Raw genomic sequence first — 22,195 nt, forward strand, 5'->3', positions numbered from 1 at the left:
TCTTTTGTAAGAAGGTGATATGACATCAGTTGAGATTTGTTATATGTGAATTAAGGTTCAATTAGTTTTTATGCATCAATGTAATTGTGATGAGATATATATTGTAGATCAAGCAGATCTCATAGAATTTTGTGCTATTCAATTGAAAGAACCTGCGGATGTGATAAATAGTGTAAATCTTTTGTATAATGTCAAGAAAAAGAACATATATGTAGTTGATGTGATCAATACAGATAGTAATTTGTGTAGGGATTATTATTTTGATGGGGAAAAAGGGTTTTGGTTATTTTATAATAGAATAGAATCTAATACTAAAACAGAATTTATTTCTATATATAAGAAGACTAATACATTAGCTAGTAAATGTTTAAGTTGCTGTGATATTCAAAAAGATTCGCTAGTATTAGCTAGAGCATTTATGAATCAAATTGTAAAACAATGTACTTCTTTTTTAGATGAAGAGTGTTTTCCAACTGTTGTATATGATAATCATAGTAATAATTTTGCAAAAATAAAATTCTCCTCTATCTTGGAACCTATAGGATTTTATCAAATAGTGCCAAATTTGTCATGGTTGAAATATGTAATTAATTGTGGCGTGAAAGTAATTCAATTGAGAATCAAAGATGAATCAATGGATAAGGTAATACAGGAAGTAGAAGAAGGTGTTTATATTGCAAATAAGTATGGTATAAAATTATTTATTAATGATTACTGGGAGCTTGCAATAAAATATAAGGCATATGGGGTTCACCTTGGGCAAGAAGACTTACAAAATGCCAATTTTCAGGAAATATTTAATGCAGGTTTAAGATTAGGTATTAGTACTCATTGTTATTATGAATTAGCAATAGCAAGATATTTATCACCTTCATATATTGCTTTTGGCCCTATTTTTCCTACAATGTTAAAAAATATGAATTTTATGTCACAAGGAGTAAGTTTATTAGCTAGTTGGGTTAAGCATTTACATTACCGTATTGTAGCTATCGGCGGCATTAATTTATCAAATTTAGATTCTATTATTAAAACAGGTGTAGATGGAATAGCAGTGGTTTCTGCAGTAATTAATAGTAAGTATCCTGATAAAGCTATTAGAGAGTTTCTAGACAAGTGTAGTTAGTAATAATATGTGTTTGACTATTATTTCTCATAACTTACTAAATTTAGATATTGTAGTGTATAATTTTGTATGTTAGCTAAGTTTACATTTATACGAGAGAAGTAATTAATAGCTACTTTTACATGTATAGTAAACTACAATATTTATATTAAGTTATTTTAGCATTTTATAATGATAATTTTATGTTGAATATCTATTATGTACTAAATTTTTTATGAAGTCTGTCTGTATATTCAGTATCATAAATTAGATAAAAGTAGTAAATGATCTTTAGTAAGAAAAGTATAATATTATATATTAAGTTTTTATTCTTTATGAATTTTGTCTATCTATTCTCATATTATAAGTTCAATATACTTGTGAGATAATGACTTAACAATATGGCCTATATTTTAATTGACTACACTTTGTATTTTATATTAATTTTATTGTATATATATTATTTAATATTATCAAAGTGTCAATGTTTTAATAGATAAAATATGTGTATATTATGTTGTTATTAAGGTTGTCTTTAGTGTTATGGTGTAAAAACATTTATAATTGTAATGAATATTGAATAATAGTAATCAACTTATGTATATTGAATTTCTTCATAAGGTTTTGTTATCATAGAGTTGTAGATTCGGCAGTGAAATTGTATATACTAGTTTGATTTTTTAACATAAGTTTTTAAATTTACTTGTATAATACAAACGATGTACACTAATTAGTAAATGTTTTAATTCTTATAATTTTTTAACAGAACATTCTGTAAACCAGATATATTGTATGAATTATTGTAAATATAAAGTTTTTGCTATAGCATTATAGAGTATGTAGAAACGTGTTTACAATTGATGCTGAACTTATACTGACAAGGTATACCATGAAATGAAGTATGTTATTTTTCATCTAGTTGTGTTATACTAGTATTTTCTGGTGATACATTTACTTGAATTAAAGAAATAGTATGTCCATTTTTCTTTAGTATTTTAAATAATAAACCGTATAGTGAAAATTCTTCTCCTTCTTCAGGTATACGCTCAACTTCGTATACAATTGCACCTGCCAGTGTAGATGCATCTTCATCTGGTAAATCCCAACGTAATTGTCTATTAATGTCCCTAATAGATGTATCACCGTTAATATGATATGTAGTATCAGAAATTTTTTTTATAGGAGCTTCTTTCGTAATGTCATGTTCATCAGTTATGTCTCCTACTATTTCTTCAATTACATCTTCTAATGTTACTATCCCTTGTAAAGCTCCATACTCATCTATGACTAAAGCAAGATGTTTCCTACTTCTTAGAAAGTTGTGTAATTGTACGCTTAATAGTGTGCTATCTGGTACAAACCATGGTTTTGTCATTACTATATGGAGATCTTCTTGAGTTATATTTTTGCCTTTTTCTCTGACTAATGTAATTACATCTTTAACATGTACTACTCCTACAACTTGATCTTCTTGATTTTTCCATAATGGTATTCTACTGTGGGGACTTGATAGTATTTTTTTTATTAAGTCATGTATATTTGTATCTATGTTGAAAGCTAATAAATTTTTTCTATGTGTCATAATTTGTGAAATTTCAGTTTCTGCAAGATCCAATATACTGCTTAGCATATCTAAATCTTGTTTAAGCATTGTTCCTTTACTATCATGTAGTGATATTAAATTACGCATAGCATCAGCTGCAGAAATGATTTCTTTATCTTTATGCATGTGCAATATTTTGAGAATACAGTCTATTATGTACTGTATAGATAAAGTTATTGGCGAAAGAATTAACACACAAAATGATAATGGGTATGATATTAGTAACGCAGTTTTTTCTGGATTGAGTATAGCATAGCTTTTTGGTAATGCTTCAGAGAAAATTAGTATGAAAAATGTCATAGCTACTGTTGAGAACAATATTCCTTGTGGTCCTAGAGCTTTTATTGAAATAGCTGTAGCTATTGAAGAAGCAGTGATGTTAATAATGGTATTACCTATTAATACGGTATTGATTACTACTTTCTTTTTTTGGCTAAGGTTATGAATAATTTTAGCTCTTTTATTTCCTTTTAACATTAACTTATGTACAAGAGAACTGCTCAGTGAAGTAATACTTGTTTCTGCAGCAGAAAAAAATGCTGATAAAATTAGTAGTATAAATATACTAAATGTTGCAATTACTAATAAACCCATCAAGGATCAAATATTAAAGTAAACTATATATAATAAATAACAATATTGTATTTTTCAAGTTCAAATTTTCTCTTTTAATTAACTGTGATTTTAGTGTATTATACCTTTTAAAGTTAGTTTTATAAGTAAAGAGCTATTAATTATGCATCCTATTGTGTATTTGCTTGATACATTATTGAGTATTTATAACTTTTCTTTAGTCTTGTGGGTAATACTTGGTTGGTTGATAGGATTAAATATTGTAAATAGGTATAATGAGTTTGTTAATAATGTTTTTTTATTTTTGTCAAAGGTTATGTTTCCAGCTGTAAATTTTGTCAGGAAGCTTTTTCCTTTTATTGTGTCGTATAATTTTGACTTATCTCCTCTTATACTATTAGTATTTATTAACTTTGTAAGGTATGCTTTGCGTTACTACTTTGGGTAAAGAGTTACTAATATGAGGCTTACATTTAATAAATTTATCTTCTTTTTTAGAGCTTCTTTATTATCTTTTATTGCAATATTTCTTTTTCTATCATTTATAACCTATTCTAGTGAAGATCTATCTTTCAATGTGGCAACTAGTGCTTCTGTAAAGAATTTATGTGGGATCATTGGATCACATATGGCTGATATCTTTTTACAATCACTTGGAGTGTCAAGTTTTATTATTGTATTATTGATAGTACTTCCTATATTGTTTCGTCGGAATATTTACTTGTATCTATTATATGGGTGTAGCATTGTAATTGGTATTAGTGGGATTACATCTAATATTTCCTTTAAATTTATGGATAGGTATTATCAAGGAGGTGTTTTAGGTATTTTTGTTCAGAAATTACCAGTGTCTGTGTTGTGTTGTGTGACAATATTGGGTTTTATAGGAATTATTGGATGGAAACGAGTTATTATGTATTTTTATAACACTATGCTTGTAGTGTATTATAAAATAATTTGTAGACTTAATAATAATGATACTACTATTCCTGTAGCAGCAATTTTGTATGATGCAGATCAATTACAAAATTCTTATAATGTGGAACATGTGAAATTAAGAGATCAGGATTTAGGTAATGAAGGTTTAGCAAACGAAAGCCGATTAAGTGAAGGTTTGACAAATGAAGGATTAGAACAAGGCTTGAAAAATGAGCTATTTGTTGTAAATGAGGATCTGTTAGATAAAGAATTAGAAACTGGGGATTTTGTAGATAAGGACTTATCAGATCAAGATTTTGAAGATGAAAGTTTTGCAGATGAAGATTTATCAGATCAGGATTTTGAAGATGAAAGTTTTATAGATGAAGATTTATCAGATCAAGATTTTGAAGATGATGGTTTTACAGATGAAGATTTATCAGATCAAGATTTTGAAGATGATGGTTTTACAGATGAAGACTTATTACATCAAAGGTTGAATGACGAAGAAGTGGTGTGTCCACATGTTGGAGATGCAAACTTAGTAAAAGAAGAAATACATGTTTCAAGACATGATAAAGAAGTTGTATCTTCTAGTAATGTTAATATGGTTAATAGAAGGCCTTCTAGTTATAAATTTGAGTTACCTAGTATTGAATATTTAGCTAAGCCTGTTTCAGTAAGTGGTAAGAAATATTGTCCAGATGATAGTACTGCTATTTTACTTAGCAAAGTACTAAAAGATTTTTCCATACATGGAAGGATTGTCAACATTAGGTATGGTCCAGTAGTTACATTATATGAATTTGAGCCGTCTGCTGGTACTAAATCGTCAAGGGTGATAGGTTTATCTGATGATATTGCTCGTTCAATGAGTGCTTTATCAGCACGTATATCAGTTATTCCTGGAAGAAATGTTATGGGAATAGAGTTGCCTAATCATTATAGAGAAATTGTAATGTTACGTGACTTATTAGAGAGTAATCAATATAAAGATTCTAATCTTAAATTACCTATAGCTTTGGGTAAGGGGATTGATGGTGAAGTGATTATAGCTGATTTAGTTAAGATGCCACATTTGTTGATTGCTGGTACTACAGGTTCTGGAAAATCTGTTGCAATTAATACTATGATCTTGTCGCTCGTTTATAGTTTAAGCCCTGATCAGTGTAAAATGATTATGATTGATCCAAAAGTGTTAGAGCTATCAGTTTATAATTCTATACCACATTTATTGACACCAGTAGTCACTGAACCTAAAAAAGCTGTTGCTGCTTTAAAATGGGTGGTTAGTGAAATGGAGAGTCGTTATCGATTAATGTCAGATATTGGAGCACGAAACATTATTGGTTATAATGACAAGATTAATGAAGCTATTTCTCAAAACAGACCATTAGAAAAAATATTACAGACTGGATTTGATAAAGAGACAGGTGAAGCAGTTTTTGAGAAAAGATTAGTAGAGCTTCGTCTTTTTCCGTATATTGTAGTTATAGTTGATGAGATGGCAGATTTGATGCTTGTTGCTGGTAAGGAAATTGAATCCTCAATACAAAGGTTATCTCAGATGGCTAGAGCTGCTGGTATTCATATAATTATGGCTACTCAACGTCCTTCTGTTGATGTGATTACAGGTGTAATAAAGGCAAATTTTCCTACTAGGATTAGTTTTGCTGTAACTTCAAAAATAGATAGTAGGACAATTTTAGGTGAACAAGGTGCTGAGCAATTACTTGGTATGGGTGACATGTTATATATGGTTTCTGGAGGAAAGATAATACGTGTTCATGGAGCTTTTGTAAGTGATGATGAAGTACAAAATATTGTTGCGTATTTAAAATCTCAAGGTATTCCTGAATATGTAGATGGTATTACACAGATTCAACAGGATTATGAAGATATTATAGATGATAGTGGTTTTGATAGAGATGATGATTTATATAGACAAGCTGTATTAATTGTAATGAGAGACCGTAAGGCTTCTATTAGTTATATACAAAGACAATTGAGAATAGGATACAATAGAGCTGCAAACTTAGTAGAGCGTATGGAAAGGGATGGTGTGATTGGTGTTGCAAGTACTGGTAAACGAGAAATATTGCTTGATTAGTTTACTAGTATTATTAGGATAATATTTTGTATTATAGTTTTTATTATGTTATTTGTCTGAATATTATTATATGTATTACGTTATGTTGTAAGATTTGTAACTTACTGTGTGGTTAGTTAAGTTTATATAGAAGTAGTCATAAGTTTCATTCCTTATTGTATTTTTATGATTGTATTCCTTTAATTTTTGTTTAATATTTAAGTCACATAAAAGTTATGCTGTTTTTTATTGTTTTAGCATAATATGATGTCATTACAAATGATATTTTAAGTTACATGTGAGGTCATATTAATTCCTTATTTATACTATTATTTTTTACACACAAAGGTAGTATTAGTTTATTGTTATACTACATAGTATCAAGGTAGGAGAAATTCTATTGATTGTATAAGTATTAAATGTGGTTAATACTGTAATAGTGAAATGTTAAATACATAAGTGTGTAATGGTGTTATAGATTCTTATTATGTAAATTAATAACTATAGTTTATCGGTTTAAAGAACATAAGTAGTTATTAAATTAAATTTTTTTATTATGGATTAAGCTAGAATTGTGTTTTAGTAATAGAAAGTACTCTATCATAAAACCAACATATCATTAATAATGGCGATATAGACCTCTAATAAAACGCAACTCTCATATGTTATGAGAGCTACATTGTGGATATTTTATACAGATTTACAATGCTGCATAGGCTTTAGAGTTTCAATTTCCTCTACTAAAGGTACAGTAACTGGAGAGCTAGATTTTTCAGCTTCTTCTTTGGAAGGCTTATTAAGACATTGTTCTACAATAAGTGCAAGTGCAAATGCAAATATTGTTGCCAATTCTATAGCAAGTACAGGTAAGTTTGAAAAATCATAAATATCTTGCATTCTTCCTTCTAGTGACATTGCTTCAATTATATGACATGCACAATGAGCTATTTCAAAACATAAAACAATACCATACAAGATTGAAAGCCACTTAGCATTCCTTTTCTGATCAAGTGGAGAATCTGGATTCTTATGTCTAATTGTAGAATCTGATAACCTTAAAACACAAGAAAGTACACCTAATAAAGGAGCTAAAACCGATATGTATAATAAAGCTTGTTCTAATTGTGAATTACTAGACATGTATAGCATTACTAACGATGATACACAAACTATAATCCATAATACCTGTGATATAATAGTTAAAGAATTTTCAGAAATTTGTAGATTATTTGAGTGCATTTCATAACTATTACATGAAATTTCTTTCTTATTTTTGCGTTTAATATCTACTGCTTGTTTTATTGCAAGTGCTGAATTTACAATTGCGCAAATAGTAAGTATAGTATGAATTATGTAGAAAGTAATAGCGAGTGTACGCTTAATATTTTCTGCTACACTGACTTGTGTTGATACTAAATTGAATATAGATGATGCTGCTTCTACTACAAGAGAAATAAAGGATATAGCAAGAAAGATTCTATCATAATCAATTGTTTGTATTGGAGAATCCCCATTTGATGATTGATTATCACTTTGGTCTTCTTGTAATTTTTTAAAACCAATAGATGAAGCATGTTGCTTTTTTGCATCATCTTCAAAACCTGAAGTTAACATAATATTACCCCCATAACTTTCAGATAAATAATAAGAACTTTTTCAAGCAAACTTAGTAAAGTATAAACCAATTACTTGCTGTCTACAATTTATTCTTATTTTCTTGTAGATAGCTTTCCAAAAGGCTAATACCTTCATCAATTTCTTGTTGGGTTATTATTAAAGGTGGCATTATTCTTAAAACATTGCCAGATGCGGTACTGAGTAATAACCCATAATTTAATAAATCTTTCATTAATGCTCTACTATCGGTATTAACTTTTACCCCGATTAGTAGCCCTTTTCCTTTTATTTGTTCAATTACCGAGAATTTGTTAGATAAGTCTTCTAGCTTTTTATGTAAGTACTGACCATTTTTCGTGACATTCTCTAAGAATCCATCCTTTAAGATTTCATCAACAACAGCTCCTGCAATAGTAGTAGCTAGAGGGTTTCCTCCAAATGTAGATCCATGCATTCCAGGTGTCATAAATTGAGAAGCATTATTAGTTGATAAACATGCTGATACTGGGAAACCGCCACCTAATCCTTTTGCAAGAGTACATATGTCAGGGGTTACATTGATATGTTCGTGGGCAAAAAACTTTCCTGTCCTTCCAGCTCCACATTGTACACAATCAAAAATTAATAATATATCATTTTGATCACAGATTGTGCGTAGCTCTTTAATAAATGAGGCATCAAGTACATTAATTCCTCCTTCTCCCTGAATGGGTTCTATTAATATTGCACCTGTATTCTCAGTCAGTGCATTTTTTATAGAGTTGATATCAGGTTCTGCACTATCAAACCATTCAACGTATGGTTTTAACAGAGGAGAGAAATTATTTGGCTCATTTGCTGAACATGCAGTATAAGTTCTACCATGAAAAGAACGCCTTAGTGTTATAAACCTGTAACGTTGAGTATTACCTTTACCACATTGGTATGATCGTGCTATTTTTAGTGCACACTCTACAGATTCGGCTCCTGAGTTATTGAAAAAAACCTTATCTGCAAAGCTGATATCTACTAGTTTTTGTGCTAGCTTTATAGCTTCAGGTATTGTGTGTAAATTTGATAGATGCCATAATTTTTCACCTTGTCTTTTTAAGGTTTCAACTAATACAGGATGTGCATGCCCTAAGGAACTTGTTGCAATTCCTGAATGAAAATCTATATATTTTTTCCCATCATGACCATATAAGTACACTCCCTTCCCATGTGAAAAAGTAACGGTTGAAGGATCATAAACCTGTAAGATTGGTGAATTATGCATAAAAACTACTCCTAAAAATTTTTGAAACCTGTGAGATAGTGTACTAAAATATCAGCTAACGCGTAATTTAGCATAATATTGTTATATGTCAACTAAGAAAAAGTTTATAAAAATACTATTATATAAATAGTATTATACTAATGATACAATTAGGTTTATGTATGAAGTCTTTGCGAATTCTATTGTTGATATGTCTATTGATTACTTTGTTTTCTGCGATTGGGTATACACATGTATATTTGAAAAATGATTACTTATATGAAGTTTCAAAAGAAATCAATGTTAATATTAAAGCAATATTAGTTAATTCTGTAATCAATAAATATGCTCAATTGTTGGCTAAGGCTCCAAGTCATGTAGGGACTAATGCGTATTATATGGATTTGCTAATTAGATTGCGTGCTGAATTTTTAAAAGCATTGGATGGGGTAGAAGATTTTCATGTGATTTTGTATAACGTTGATGGAAATGTGATATTTTCTAATAAAAGTAGCGATGAAATTTCAGAACAGGATTTGTTACTTCGTTCTAGTGATATGAATTCGTTATTAAGGGGGGAATATATAGACCATAAGGTTAAAAGTAGTGCAAATGTTGTATCTATATTTCCTATATTTCCGTTAGGTGATAAGAGTCATCATCCTTTGATGTTTTTAAAAATTATTAAAAACTCTGAGAACTTGTCTAGTTTTATTGTTGATTTCTATACTATCTTTTTAGTAATAGTTGTTTTAATTATTATCATATTTGTTGTTGTGACTTGGTGTATATATTATAGAAATACAAGAATGCTTAGTAAACAATATGATGTAAATCTTAAATTGAAAGAAGCAAAAGAAATGGCAGAGCAAGAAAATATAAGTAAATCGCAATTTCTTGCAAATGTTAGTCACGAGTTGCGTACTCCTTTGAACTCTATTATTGGATTTTCAGAAATGATAAAAAGTGAGTCTCTTGGACCTATAGAAAATTCTGATTATAAAGAATATATAAATGATATACATAGTTCTGGTGTACATTTATTAAGCTTAATTAATGACATTTTAGATTTTTCTAAAGCTGAAGCAAATAAATTAGTAATAGAGTTTATAAAATTTGATTTAGGTAAAATAGTATCATCGTGCTTTAACATGATGATACCAAGAGCTGAGCAAGCAAAGGTACATCTAGAAAAAGTTTTACCTTCTGATAAAGTAGTAATGGTAGCTGATCCTAAGAGGATAAAGCAAGTAATAATTAACTTGTTATCTAACTCAATAAAATTTACTCCTGAAAATGGAACAGTAAAGCTTGTTGTAAGATATAATCTTGAAGATAAGCTGATTATTATTGAAATTACTGATACTGGAATAGGTATAGCACAACAGGATTTATATAAAGTAATGTCTGTTTTTGGACAGGTGGATAGTAAACATTCGCGTAAGTATGAAGGTACAGGGTTAGGATTGCCTTTAAGTAAAAAATTAGTTGAGCTTATGAATGGTATTTTCAAAATAAAAAGTGAACCAAATTCTGGTACTGTAATTACATTAACTTTTCCTTATACTGAGGATTTGAAAGAACAGGGATTCTAGTATTATAAATTCATTAGTGGATTTTTTACATTATTTAGTTAGCTATAGTGGTATTTCATTAAAGATTATTTGTTAGGGTATTGATAGTGTTTTGTATTTTTTGTCCTAATAGTTCCTGGAGTATTATAGTAGATTTTAAATATATATGATTATTATCAATGAGATTATGATTCTTCTAAGGTTATTTAAGTAAGTTATGGTATTAACTAGGAATAATATATTGATTAATATATGCTGTGATAATTCTAGTTGTTTTTTATACTAAAAATTCTCTACAATATTGTATTGAGTTTAAATATATATCCAATAACGTTAATTGAATCGTGATTATCAGGTAAGCTATGATATTGGGTAAGGATTACTAAGTTGACAGTATATAGTAATTCTAGCTGTTTTTTATTCTGACGATTTTCTAGGATATTATGTTATATTTAAAATTATTGTGATGTTTATGTAAGTAAAACTATCATTTGCTTAAAGGTGTTTTTTATATACTCTAAACATGAATTCATGTTATTGATTAGACGATATACATAAGATTGTATCATTTATATGTTCATTAGAGTTGTTGCCAGTAATACATTCCAATTATGATAATAGTATATATATCCATGTAAGCAATGCAATGTATTAAATGATCTGGTTTTCTATATTAAATTGATTCACTAGTTCTTTGTTTTGTTATATTGAAATTTTATGTATGTTATGATGATAGTTTAGTATTGTAACTTATGAGATAATATTTTGTGTAGTATTATTAAATCAATAAGTAGCATATAATGCCATTCTTACATTGATAATATATTGTGTAATTTGAATACTGTTTCATAAAGTAAGTATTTTATAGTTGTGAAAATCGTGTGTTGTTGTTATTTCTTAATATATTGTAATTGTATTGAAATGTTAGCATATGTCTATTGTACTATTAGATTCTAGAACAATTAATAGAATTGCTGCAGGTGAAGTTATAGAATGTCCTGCTAGTGTAGTGAAAGAATTAGTTGAAAATTCAATAGATGCTAAAGCTACTACTGTTAGTATTACAATAGAACGTGGAGGACGTAACTTAATACTTGTTTGTGATGATGGTATTGGTATTAAAAAGGAAGATATGGAAATTGCATTTGTTCGTCATGCAACATCTAAACTTCCTGATGGTGATTTAACTAAAGTAAAATCTTTGGGATTTAGAGGTGAAGGTCTTACTTCTATTGCAGCTGTTAGTAAAGTGAAAATGGTATCGAGATGTCAGGGTTCTGATACAGCATGGTCAATAGAAATTGAAGGTGGGGAGAAGGTACAGGAATTGATACCAAATCCTCTTTCTTGTGGTACTTATATAGAAGTACGAGATTTATTTTTTGCTACTCCTAATCGACTAAAGTTTTTAAAAACTGAGAAAGCGGAAGTACAATCTATTATTGATATGGTGAATAAACTAGCAATGGTGAATCATGATATTAAATTTTCTTTATGTGTTGACGGTAAGCAAGTATTTAAATATTTAAAGCAACAATCAGAAATTGATAGATTAGCTGAAATTAAAATTTTAGGTACGGGGTTTTATGAGAATTCTTTACCAGTACATTTTGTTGAAAGTATGATCGCTTTGACAGGTTATATTGGTATTCCTACTATGAGTCGCGGTAAGTCTAGCCTTATATATACATTTGTAAATGGACGTCCTATTTACGATAATATGCTCGTGGGAGCTGTGAGATATGCTTACAGTGATTTTATAGAAAGAGATAAATATCCAATTGTTGTGTTATATATTAACATGCCATATGATCAAGTAGATACTAATGTTCATCCGAATAAATCTGAAGTAAGGTTTCAGGATAAAAGATTAATATATAAAGTTGTAGTAAATGCAATTAAAAATGCATTAGCTGTTAAAATGAATAACAAGTTTAGGTCTGATAATAATTTTAGTGAGGATCCTTTTGAAAAAGATAATATTGCTAAAGTGAAGAATTTAGGTGTTAATTCTCCTTCTTTTCAGTTTGTGGCACCTTCTTCACATGAACAATCTTCTAAGGATAATAAGGAACAATATTCATGCATTAGTGACTTTGGAATACCTAATTCAGATAAACAATTGTTTATTAGAAATAATTTATCTGTAAAAAGTGATCAAACGTTAAGCAATACATCTGATATCAGTGTTAATGATGATTTAAAAGAATTTTTTGTTCTGCAAGATAAAACTCAAATTGAAGATTATAAGATTGATACATCTATTCTGAATCAGGGTAATGAGTGTTTTAAATTAACTGGTAAAAGTCATGATATAATTTCTAATGTTGATAATAAAAGAGAACATGATACACATTTGAGTTTAAATGCTGTGCCAAAATCGATTAGTCATAAACAAGAGAATACTTTGGTTGATTGTTATCCGTTGGGATATGCAATATGTCAAGTACATAGTAGGTATATTGTAGCTCAAACAAAAGATGGAATCGTAATTGTTGATCAACATGCTGCTCATGAGAGATTAATTTATGAATATATGAAACAGGTTATGGAAAAAGAAGGTGTAAAACGTCAAATATTGCTTATACCTGAAGTTGTTGAAATGAATAATGGTTGTGATTTAGAGTTATTGATGGAGTATAAAAACAAGTTGTTAAAGCTTGGATTACTAATTGAGTCACTTGGTGATTTGTCAGTTATAGTTAGAGAAGTACCTGCAGTTTTTGGTAGTTTTGATGTAAAAGCATTGATTTTTCATATACTTGATAGTATTGCAGAAGTAGGAGATACTTTGTTTTTAAATAATAAAATTAAAGATATATGCGGTACAATAGCGTGTTATAGTTCTATTAGGAGTGGTAGAAAATTAAAAATTGAAGAGATGAATGCTCTTTTAAGAAATATGGAAAATACTTCATATTCTGGTCAGTGTAATCATGGTAGACCAACTTATATAAAACTAAGTTTACTTGAAATAGATAAGCTATTTTTGAGAAGATAATATCAGTGATTTTATGCATGCAGTTATAGTTTTGTATCATATGAGTTTATATAATATGCGTTGTTGTGGGGTTAGATATATTTCAAACATGTTATCATTAAGGATTTAAGGTGTTATATGTGTGTTTATTAATGGCGTAATCTTTATACACTTATAGCATTGTGGGGTTCTAGACTTTAGTTATATCTAAGATGTTGCTTGCTGATGAGTGTTTTGTCAGCACGTATATCAATTGTGAGTTTATATGATATACGTTGTATTGTGGGTTAGATATATTTCAAATATGTTATCATTAAGGATTTAAGGTATTATATGTGTGTTTATTAATGGCATAATCTTATACACTTATAGCATTATTGAGTTCTAAACTTTAGTTATATCTGGTGGATATTGCTTTCTGATTGGTGCTTTGTCAGCACGTATATCAATTGTGAGTTTATATGATATACGTTGTATTGTGGGTTAGATATATTTCAAACATGTTATCATTAAGGATTTAAGGTATTATATGTGTGTTTATTAATGGCGTAATCTTTATACACTTATAGCATTATTAAGTTCTAAACTTTAGTTATATCTAAGATGTTGCTTTCTGATGAGTGCTTTGTCAGCACGTATATCAGTTGCTCTTGAAAGAAATATTATGAGAATAGAGTTGCCTAATCATAATAGAGAAATTGTAATGTTATATGACTTATTAGAGAATGATTAATATAAAAATTCTAATCTTAAATTACCTATAGCCTTGCGTAAGGGGATCGATGGTGAAGTTATTATTAGTTAAGATTTTTTAATATATGTAAAATTATTATGGTATAAGTAAAATTGATATAGATGTTACATGATATAATAATCTTTTTAAATGCATATGATTATTTGGATATTCTAGTATATTTGTTTTTTTAATGATATGAACTTGTTATACTGTGAATTATGTAATTATATGTATTCTATTGTATTATGAACATTAAGTCGTTCTAAAATTTATACTTAGTTATGTATATTAGTTCCTTAGTATATATGAAGTTGCTACAATCTATGTAAAACTGATATCAATGTTTTGTTGGTTGGTAATTTTTTAAAAACATATGGTTTATTTAATATTTTACGTTTGTAAATATTTGATACAATATACATATTGTATTACTGTAAATTTTGTAGAGCATTTATTCTATATTATGTACTTATATAGTATTAACAAAATTATATTTAGTTATGTATAAGCATAACCTTATTGTTAGGTAGTCTTTCTATTTTATGTGACGTTTCGAGCTCCATTAGTGCTATTAAAGTAGTACTAATGCTTAGATTAGTTGAAGTAATAATCTCTTCGATTTTAACAGGACTATGAGTTATGTGTTGTAGAATAAGATTTTTTGCGTTGTCAATTTCTGTTGTGCTTTGATAATTTGTTATAATATTATCGAATAAGGAATGTTGTATATAATTATAAGTGTTGAACTGTAGACTTTCTATTATGTCATTTGTGTGTTCTATAAGTTTAGCTGATCCTGTTTTAATTAAGTAATTACTTCCTTTACATCTGTAGTCAAATGGTGATCCAGGTACTGCAAATACCTCTCTATTCTGATGGATTGCAAAGTTTGCTGTTATTAATGATCCTGATTTCATTGATGCTTCAACAATTACTACTCCTAGTGATAATCCAGAGATTATACGATTACGTTGAGGAAATAGTTGTGCTTTTGGTAACGTAGCGAATGGGAATTCTGTTGCGATTAAGCCTCCATTATCTGTTATTGCATTATATAATGTTGTGTTTTCTTCTGGGTATACTATGTTAATACCATTGCCCATTATAGCAATTGTAGGTAATTGTTTAAATATGATGCTGTGTGCAGACTTATCTATGCCTTTGGCTAGTCCTGATACAATTGTAAACCCTGAATTTGCTAATTCATAAGATAGCTTATAAGCAAAGTTTTTTCCGTTAATTGATGGATTCCTACTGCCTACTATAGCTATGATTTTTTGTTTGAGTAGTGATATATCTCCTAATATTGTCAATACAGGTGGATAATCATGAATGTTGCGTAGGTTTTCTGGATAATCTTCATCAAATACTGTAATTATTCTACCTCCTATTTTATAAGTATTTTCAATTTCTTGTTCTGCTGTTTCAATAGAACATATAGTATTGATTTTGTCATAAGCTTTAGATTTTTTTATTAATTCTGGTAGAGCTTCTAATACGTTATTACATGTTTTATATATTTTGATTAATGCAGAAAATGTTGATGGGCCAATATGTTGTGTTCTGATGAGTCTAAGACATGATACAAGTTCTTGATAAGACAGTTTATGTTGAATTTGCATAATTAATTTATTTTATACTTAAGATATAGGTTAAAATATTAATTAAAAACAATCAAACAATTAATAGACACATTGTAGAAAAACACTTAGGAACTACTGATTTGCTATACCAAAGATTATAACATTTTGATATTAATATAGCTTACTAAATACTAGTGATACATTTGTTCCACCAAAACCAAAAGAGTTGGATAACGCATAATTTATTGTATGCTCTTGTGCAGTTAATGGAACAAGATTTAGTTTTGGATCCTCAGATGAATCATATAAATTGAGAGTAGGTGGAACAATTCCTGTATTAATAGCAAGTATACAAAATATAGCCTCAACACTTCCAGCAGCTCCAAGTAAATGTCCTATGGAAGATTTTGTTGAAGATATTGGAATCTTATATGTACTATCTTTGAATACTTCTTTTATTGCGTGAATTTCAGTACTGTCTCCAATTGGAGTAGAAGTACCATGTGCATTTATGTAGTTTATAGAATCTGGACTTAATTGAGCACTACTTAATGCTAATTCCATAGATTTTTTTCCACCTTTCCCTTCTGGATGAGGTGCTGTTATATGATATGCATCTGCCGTCATACCATACCCTATTAACTCTGCGTATATTTTTGCATTACGCTTTTTAGCATGTTCGTAGTCTTCAAGTACAATTATTCCTGAACCTTCTCCCATAACAAAACCGTCACGTTGTTTATCCCAAGGGCGTGATGCTAATTCTGGAGTATCATTGAACTTTGTTGATAAAGCCTTTAATGCAGCAAACCCTGCAACACCCATACGACATATTGCACTTTCAGCTCCACCTGCTATTATAACATCTGCTTCTCCAGATTTGATTATTCTTGCTGCATTACCTATGGTTTGTGCACTTGTTGCACATGCAGTTACTCCTCCATCATTAACCCCTGCAAACCCATATTTTATAGATATGTGTCCAGGTAATAAATTAATCAAACTTGCAGGAATAAAAAATGGGCTAATTCTTTTTGGTCCACGATCTTGTAAACAAATAGATGTTTTCTCTATAAACGCTAATCCACCTATGCCAGATCCAACTATTACTCCTACTCTATTATAATCAAGATTACTATAAGCTAACAGGTTTGAGTCATTAACTGCTTGAATGGCAGCTGCTATACCAAAATGAATAAAAATGTCCATTTTTTTAAGTTCTTTTTCTTCTATCCAGTTTGCAGGATCAAATGTGTGTATTTCGGAATCTGACTTCATTATTATTTGACCACCGATCTTACAATCAAGGTCAGACGCATCAAACCTATTAATTTTCTTTATTCCTGAAGTTCCTTTACATAAAAGATCCCATACTGTTTTTATATCATTTCCTAGTGGAGTTACTAACCCTAACCCAGTAATAACGACCCTTTTTCCTGTCATAGATAAATAACCTTAGTTAGTTTTGTCTGATAATTTATTACGTATGTACTCCTCTATTTTATCTATAGTTTCAAGTTCTTGTGCTTCTTCATCAGAGATTTCTATAGAAAAATGATCTTCTAAGCACATGACAAGATCTACAAAATCAAGACTATCAAGATTTAAATCTTTTGCCAAGTTAGTGCTACCAGAAAGGGTAGCTTGTTGTTCATCTTTGAGTTTTAAACAATCAATTACAATTTTAATAACAGTATCTTTGATAGACTCTGACTGTGTATCGTTGTTTCCCATAATTTATCCATTAAAAATTGAAACCGCATATACTAAACATAAACCTGTAAGTAAATGAATATTACACACCACATTAACATACATCATGTTAAACTTACAAAAAATTAAATTCAGCAAAACAATAAAGTAAAATTTTTGCAATGCTTTTATCAGTTGAAACAAAAACCATACTTACTATTGTGTAATATATAGCATACGTCTATAAGAATCAACCTATTTGTTAAATATCAGGTAGTAGTGTATATAGAAACATTATGTCATTAATTTTACTTATGGTTAATGTTAATTTGCATTAGTATACGGGAATATATAACCATCTGAAAAGTTATATTAAGTTATATTAAATTAATAGTAATAAAGATATTATTATTAAGAATATACATAATGTTTTATTATGACGTATAATAATTGTTAAATCAGTATATATTATTTTTTAATCATGCCTCATGATTGTTGAGAATTATTTATTGTATAGTTTTCTCTAATTTTAGATTAATACTGACTTAAATAAGATAGTATGTATATTTTTAATATGTAGAAATATTGATTATATAAATTTGTGTTATTTAACAGTATAAAATTGCTGTTTAGAATGTTTATTATAAATGAATGTCATATAGGTAATGATTATTTGTTATTAAGAGTTGTTATTTATAATTTTTAGTAGTTAGTTATTACCTGTAAATATTTACTAAAAGTTGAATTTATAGTGTATTATTAATATTTATAGCCTAATATAAATTTTTAGCTCAATTTTAGAATTTGCAAATTGTTCCTGTTATTACACATAAGAATAGAATACATTGATGTCGAGAGAGTAAAGTTACTATATCAAAAATTAGTATAATCATCTTCTTAAAAGGTTTTGTTGTGTTGATCTGCTATATGGTGTTGTCGGCATCTTCTTATGTGAAATTCTCATTTTATAACTTGGAGAAGGAGGGCATGTTGTTCTAGGTATGTAGTTATTTGTCAAATCAAGCGGTGTGTTGCTTGATAATGAATCTTGAGGACTTGCATGATGATACACACTACTTATTTTAAGTGCTGTATTAGTAGTCATTGATTGGTGTTCCTCTATTGAACTACTTATTGGTTGATTAATGTCTTCTTGATCAAGGTAATTTTTTTTGAATTGTTCAATACTTGATGAGTTGATTAGTTGAAATTCATTTATTTGAGAGAAAGTTGGTTGACAAAGAGTCTGTTCAAAATATGTTGTAGTTGATGTGTTTGTCATATTAAAATTTATTGTGTCATCTTTTTTTGTATATGAATGGTCTGTTTGTTGATTTTCTTCATTTGTTGAGATGGTATCTAGTTGTAAGTCAGAGTCTTCTTCATCAAGATAAATCCTTATCAATTCTTCAACACTTAATGCATTAAGTGATTGAAATTCATTTGTTTGAGTGGAGGTTGGTCGACAAGGAATGTGTTGAAAGTATGTTGTTCTAGTTGTCTGTGAACTTATTACTCTATGTTCTGTTATTAATAAATTATTTGTTTGTTGTTTCCCTTGAAATGATTGTTTTGTTATATTTTCCCTGTTAGCTATACTAGGTGAATAATTTTTTGTTGTGGGAATAAAGCTTGAATTATAAGGATCTTCTGTAGATTGTGTATTATGTAATGAAGAAGCTGTACTTACATTACTTATTAGTAATTTTTCTACTTGTTGATGGTGTGCTATGTAAGCATTATTTTTTGTTGTGTTAGTTGGTAGTCTGTTTATTTTTTTCATGGAATTTTCTCTAGTAGTTGATTCTTGTTGTGGTATTGATATGTTACTAGAAATATTATCTAGTATTGTGTATTCTGGGGTACTAATTTCTATGTTGTAGGATATATGTGTAATATCAGGACTTTTTAGTACATAATTTGTAATTAAAGACAAATCAAGGTTTTGATCTTGTATGATTTGATTAACGTAGAATTCGACATTGCTATCTTCTTCAGGTAAATCTGTTGATGTACCTTCTGTAGTAGATAAACTGTCAAATGCAGTATCATTATCAGATGAGTCTGTTGACATGTTTTCTGTAATTGGTAAACTAAATTGATGAAAAGGGCTATAATCCTGATCGTCTGCTACATCCATACTAGTATCATATAGGTTTGTATTATTAGGATTACTGTAATTAAGTGTTAATATGGTAGGGAATCTTAATAAATTATCTGCTGTATCATGATCTGAGGTTTTATCAAATTTAAGATCACTTCTTATAATATCAGTATTGTGTGGACTTGTTCTATTGGAATCATTACCTGAAGCTTGTAATGTAGTAGTGTCTGTTGTTGCACTATGTGAAGCATGATCATCTTGAATATTAACATGTGCTTGTTGATGGTCAGGAGTAACGTTAGGCGAACTTACATTATTAGAACTGGATATATCAAGTGCTGATGTGGTGGAGGATGTTGCTAAATTGTGAGAATTATTATCTTGTGTGTTATGAAGATTATCTATGGTAATATCTGATTTAGCTTGAGGTAAGTTTATTCTACTGGAATCATTATCTGAAGCTTGTAATGTAGTAGTGCATGTTGTTGCACTATGTGAAGCATGATCATCTTGAATATTAACATGTGCTTGTTGATAGTCAGGAGTAACGTTAGGCGAACTTACATTATTAGAACTGGATATATCAAGTGCTGATGTGGTGGAGGATGTTGCTAAATTGTGAGAATTATTATCTTGTGTGTTATGAAGATTATCTATGGTAATATCTGATTTAGCTTGAGGTAAGTTTATTCTACTGGAATTATTATCTGAAGCTTGTAATGTAGTAGTGCATGTTGTTGCACTATGTGAAGCATGATTATCTTTAATATTAACATGTGCTTGTTGATGGTCAGGAGTAACGTTAGGTAAACTTACATTATTAGAATTGGATATATCAGGTGCTGATGTGGTGGAGGATGTTGTTATGTCATGAGAATGGCCATGTATAGTCTCGATTATGGGTTGAGCTTGATCTGTATTTCTACAATGATATTCGTTGAATTTATATGGTACTGTATTTAATTGAACATTGATTAGTGTATAATTTGGAACACTTTGAGTTATCTGTTTTATGGTTTCTGGGCTTTGTGACTTATCTAGTAATATTAAAGTAGTATTGTTATACTTTTGTAAGTGAATAGAATGTATGAATTGGTAAGCATAAGTATTTAATGATATGTTATCTAGAGTTGTGTTATAATGGGTTTGTAGTTTCACAGAATACATGTTATTAGTGATGCCACCTTTTTTTATTTTAATATTCCTTAAATTATATATCACTGTGAAATTGTGTTTTGGATGATGGTATATTGCATTATTACCTATTATTTTGGTGTTAATTAATGATAGAGTATTTAGAGTGATAGCATTAGGATGAAAGTACTTATGTAGATCTAGTGTATACTTTTGAATAGTTGAATCATAGATTTTGTTTGAAATTTGTAGAAACTTGAGTTTTGGGAAATATCGTATGATTCTAAGTGGATAACAGTTTAAAAATAAATATTCTATCTTAGAATTAGCAAAAACACCTGTAAACGATAGTGTTTCTTTTGTATTGGTATATGTTGACAGTTTAGGTTGTGTAATATTACTTAAGGATAATATCCTTAAGTTATCAAACATGTTAAGTTTTTCAATTAAGGGTTCTGGGCGATCTGTCCATTGTGCATTTGCATAAAATTGTAAGTATATTAAGTTTTTTAGAGTATTAGCCATACAACTTAGTTGTTGTAAAAATTTACTTTTGTAACGAAATTTAACATAATCATTGTATGACTCGTGGCATGCTAGAATAAAACTGAGGAACTCTTCTTGAGGATTTTTTGTAAGTTTACTGCATATGTAAAATAATAAGACAGCATGATCAACATGTGTAATTGTTACAGATTGGAGATTTGTATATTGTGCTATGATACGTTTGTAACGATTGTAAATTTGTGGCTTATTTACTCTGTGAAAAAAAACTTCTATATCTATTGTATTGTTAAAGTAAAATGAAGGAGTTTTTCCTAATATTTCTTTTAGTATTTTTTCTAAAGTTATGCTCATAGGTGTATTGATCATGTGGATTAAAGTTTTTTTATAAACGTAGTTATAAAATTAACTAATTAATCATCTTTAATAAAAAATTAATAATTGGAAGTAATATAATTATTATTAGTTTAGTTTGTCAATATTTTTATTCTTAATATTTGTTTATTACTATATAAAGTGGTTGATGTACTATGAAAAAGTTTACTTTTAATCACTTTAAGACTATATTATTAAGTATTATTATAAAATACTTAATAATATAGTTAATCGTATTATGGATAGGTATAAAGACATATTTTAAATATGTAATAAATTCTATAGTGATATACAAATAAAAAATTCCTTTTTTATTGTTTGGATACTGTTTGATTTATATCATATGTGGTTGGATCTATATAAATAATGCAAATAGC

General features: G+C 28.8%; 12 protein-coding genes and 1 pseudogene. 6 read left to right on the top strand and 7 right to left on the bottom strand.

Features of this window, described 5'->3' with window-relative positions; all coding sequences use genetic code 11:
- The first annotated feature begins 70 nt into the window (after positions 1 to 70).
- A complete protein-coding gene (thiE, locus tag ERUM_RS01150) occupies positions 71 to 1,123 on the top strand; it encodes a thiamine phosphate synthase (RefSeq protein ID WP_011154892.1) in 1,053 nt (350 codons plus the stop codon).
- Positions 1,124 to 2,006: 883 nt separating this feature from the next.
- Here the strand turns inward: thiE and ERUM_RS01155 are convergent.
- Positions 2,007 to 3,299 (bottom strand): HlyC/CorC family transporter, encoded by a 1,293-nt coding sequence (locus ERUM_RS01155; protein ID WP_044148617.1) that lies wholly within the window; start codon positions 3,297 to 3,299, stop codon positions 2,007 to 2,009.
- Positions 3,300 to 3,441: 142 nt separating this feature from the next.
- Between ERUM_RS01155 and ERUM_RS01160 the strand changes: the two genes are divergently transcribed.
- Positions 3,442 to 3,726, top strand: a complete 285-nt coding sequence (locus ERUM_RS01160) for a YggT family protein (protein WP_011154894.1) — start codon at positions 3,442 to 3,444, stop codon at positions 3,724 to 3,726.
- A gap of 12 nt (positions 3,727 to 3,738) precedes the next feature.
- Positions 3,739 to 6,306 (top strand): FtsK/SpoIIIE family DNA translocase, encoded by a 2,568-nt coding sequence (locus tag ERUM_RS01165; protein ID WP_011154895.1) that lies wholly within the window; start codon positions 3,739 to 3,741, stop codon positions 6,304 to 6,306.
- 669 nt (positions 6,307 to 6,975) lie between these two features.
- On the opposite strand, the gene ERUM_RS01170 is transcribed toward ERUM_RS01165, so the two are convergent.
- Both ERUM_RS01170 and ERUM_RS01175 read right to left on the bottom strand, forming a co-directional pair.
- Positions 6,976 to 7,899 (bottom strand): hypothetical protein, encoded by a 924-nt coding sequence (locus tag ERUM_RS01170; RefSeq protein WP_011154896.1) that lies wholly within the window; start codon positions 7,897 to 7,899, stop codon positions 6,976 to 6,978.
- Between the two features lie 82 nt (positions 7,900 to 7,981).
- Entirely contained in the window at positions 7,982 to 9,157 is a 1,176-nt protein-coding gene (locus ERUM_RS01175) for an aspartate aminotransferase family protein (RefSeq protein WP_011154897.1), read from the bottom strand.
- Positions 9,158 to 9,297: 140 nt separating this feature from the next.
- Here ERUM_RS01175 and ERUM_RS01180 point away from each other — a divergent pair, with 140 nt between their 5' ends.
- The 3 genes and pseudogenes from ERUM_RS01180 to ERUM_RS05235 all read left to right on the top strand — a co-directional run.
- A complete protein-coding gene (locus ERUM_RS01180; protein ID WP_011154898.1) occupies positions 9,298 to 10,731 on the top strand; it encodes a sensor histidine kinase in 1,434 nt (477 codons plus the stop codon).
- Between the two features lie 910 nt (positions 10,732 to 11,641).
- A complete protein-coding gene (mutL, locus tag ERUM_RS01185; RefSeq protein WP_011154899.1) occupies positions 11,642 to 13,711 on the top strand; it encodes a DNA mismatch repair endonuclease MutL in 2,070 nt (689 codons plus the stop codon).
- Between the two features lie 595 nt (positions 13,712 to 14,306).
- Positions 14,307 to 14,492 (top strand): annotated as a pseudogene (locus tag ERUM_RS05235) (hypothetical protein); the annotation flags it as partial.
- 428 nt (positions 14,493 to 14,920) lie between these two features.
- On the opposite strand, the gene dprA reads toward ERUM_RS05235, so the two are convergent.
- The 4 genes from dprA to ERUM_RS01205 all read right to left on the bottom strand — a co-directional run bounded on the left by dprA (position 14,921) and on the right by ERUM_RS01205 (position 21,812).
- A complete protein-coding gene (dprA, locus tag ERUM_RS01190; protein WP_011154900.1) occupies positions 14,921 to 16,048 on the bottom strand; it encodes a DNA-processing protein DprA in 1,128 nt (375 codons plus the stop codon).
- A gap of 132 nt (positions 16,049 to 16,180) precedes the next feature.
- Entirely contained in the window at positions 16,181 to 17,452 is a 1,272-nt protein-coding gene (fabF, locus tag ERUM_RS01195; RefSeq protein WP_011154901.1) for a beta-ketoacyl-ACP synthase II, read from the bottom strand.
- A gap of 12 nt (positions 17,453 to 17,464) precedes the next feature.
- Positions 17,465 to 17,743, bottom strand: a complete 279-nt coding sequence (locus tag ERUM_RS01200; protein ID WP_011154902.1) for an acyl carrier protein — start codon at positions 17,741 to 17,743, stop codon at positions 17,465 to 17,467.
- 847 nt (positions 17,744 to 18,590) lie between these two features.
- Positions 18,591 to 21,812, bottom strand: a complete 3,222-nt coding sequence (locus ERUM_RS01205) for a hypothetical protein (protein WP_011154903.1) — start codon at positions 21,810 to 21,812, stop codon at positions 18,591 to 18,593.
- Between the last annotated feature and the right edge of the window lie 383 nt (positions 21,813 to 22,195).

The organism is Ehrlichia ruminantium str. Welgevonden (assembly GCF_000026005.1).
Lineage (GTDB): Bacteria > Pseudomonadota > Alphaproteobacteria > Rickettsiales > Anaplasmataceae > Ehrlichia > Ehrlichia ruminantium.

Bases quoted from the DNA above. Each gene is read 5' to 3' on its own strand.
- ERUM_RS01180 (WP_011154898.1), top strand. From the start codon at position 9,298: ATGATACAATTAGGTTTATGTATGAAGTCTTTGCGAATTCTATTGTTG.
- ERUM_RS01175 (WP_011154897.1), bottom strand. From the start codon at position 9,157: ATGCATAATTCACCAATCTTACAGGTTTATGATCCTTCAACCGTTACT.
- ERUM_RS01160 (WP_011154894.1), top strand. From the start codon at position 3,442: ATGCATCCTATTGTGTATTTGCTTGATACATTATTGAGTATTTATAAC.
- ERUM_RS01170 (WP_011154896.1), bottom strand. From the start codon at position 7,899: ATGTTAACTTCAGGTTTTGAAGATGATGCAAAAAAGCAACATGCTTCA.
- ERUM_RS01200 (WP_011154902.1), bottom strand. From the start codon at position 17,743: ATGGGAAACAACGATACACAGTCAGAGTCTATCAAAGATACTGTTATT.
- mutL (WP_011154899.1), top strand. From the start codon at position 11,642: ATGTCTATTGTACTATTAGATTCTAGAACAATTAATAGAATTGCTGCA.
- ERUM_RS01205 (WP_011154903.1), bottom strand. From the start codon at position 21,812: ATGATCAATACACCTATGAGCATAACTTTAGAAAAAATACTAAAAGAA.
- thiE (WP_011154892.1), top strand. From the start codon at position 71: ATGCATCAATGTAATTGTGATGAGATATATATTGTAGATCAAGCAGAT.
- fabF (WP_011154901.1), bottom strand. From the start codon at position 17,452: ATGACAGGAAAAAGGGTCGTTATTACTGGGTTAGGGTTAGTAACTCCA.
- ERUM_RS01165 (WP_011154895.1), top strand. From the start codon at position 3,739: ATGAGGCTTACATTTAATAAATTTATCTTCTTTTTTAGAGCTTCTTTA.
- dprA (WP_011154900.1), bottom strand. From the start codon at position 16,048: ATGCAAATTCAACATAAACTGTCTTATCAAGAACTTGTATCATGTCTT.
- ERUM_RS01155 (WP_044148617.1), bottom strand. From the start codon at position 3,299: ATGGGTTTATTAGTAATTGCAACATTTAGTATATTTATACTACTAATT.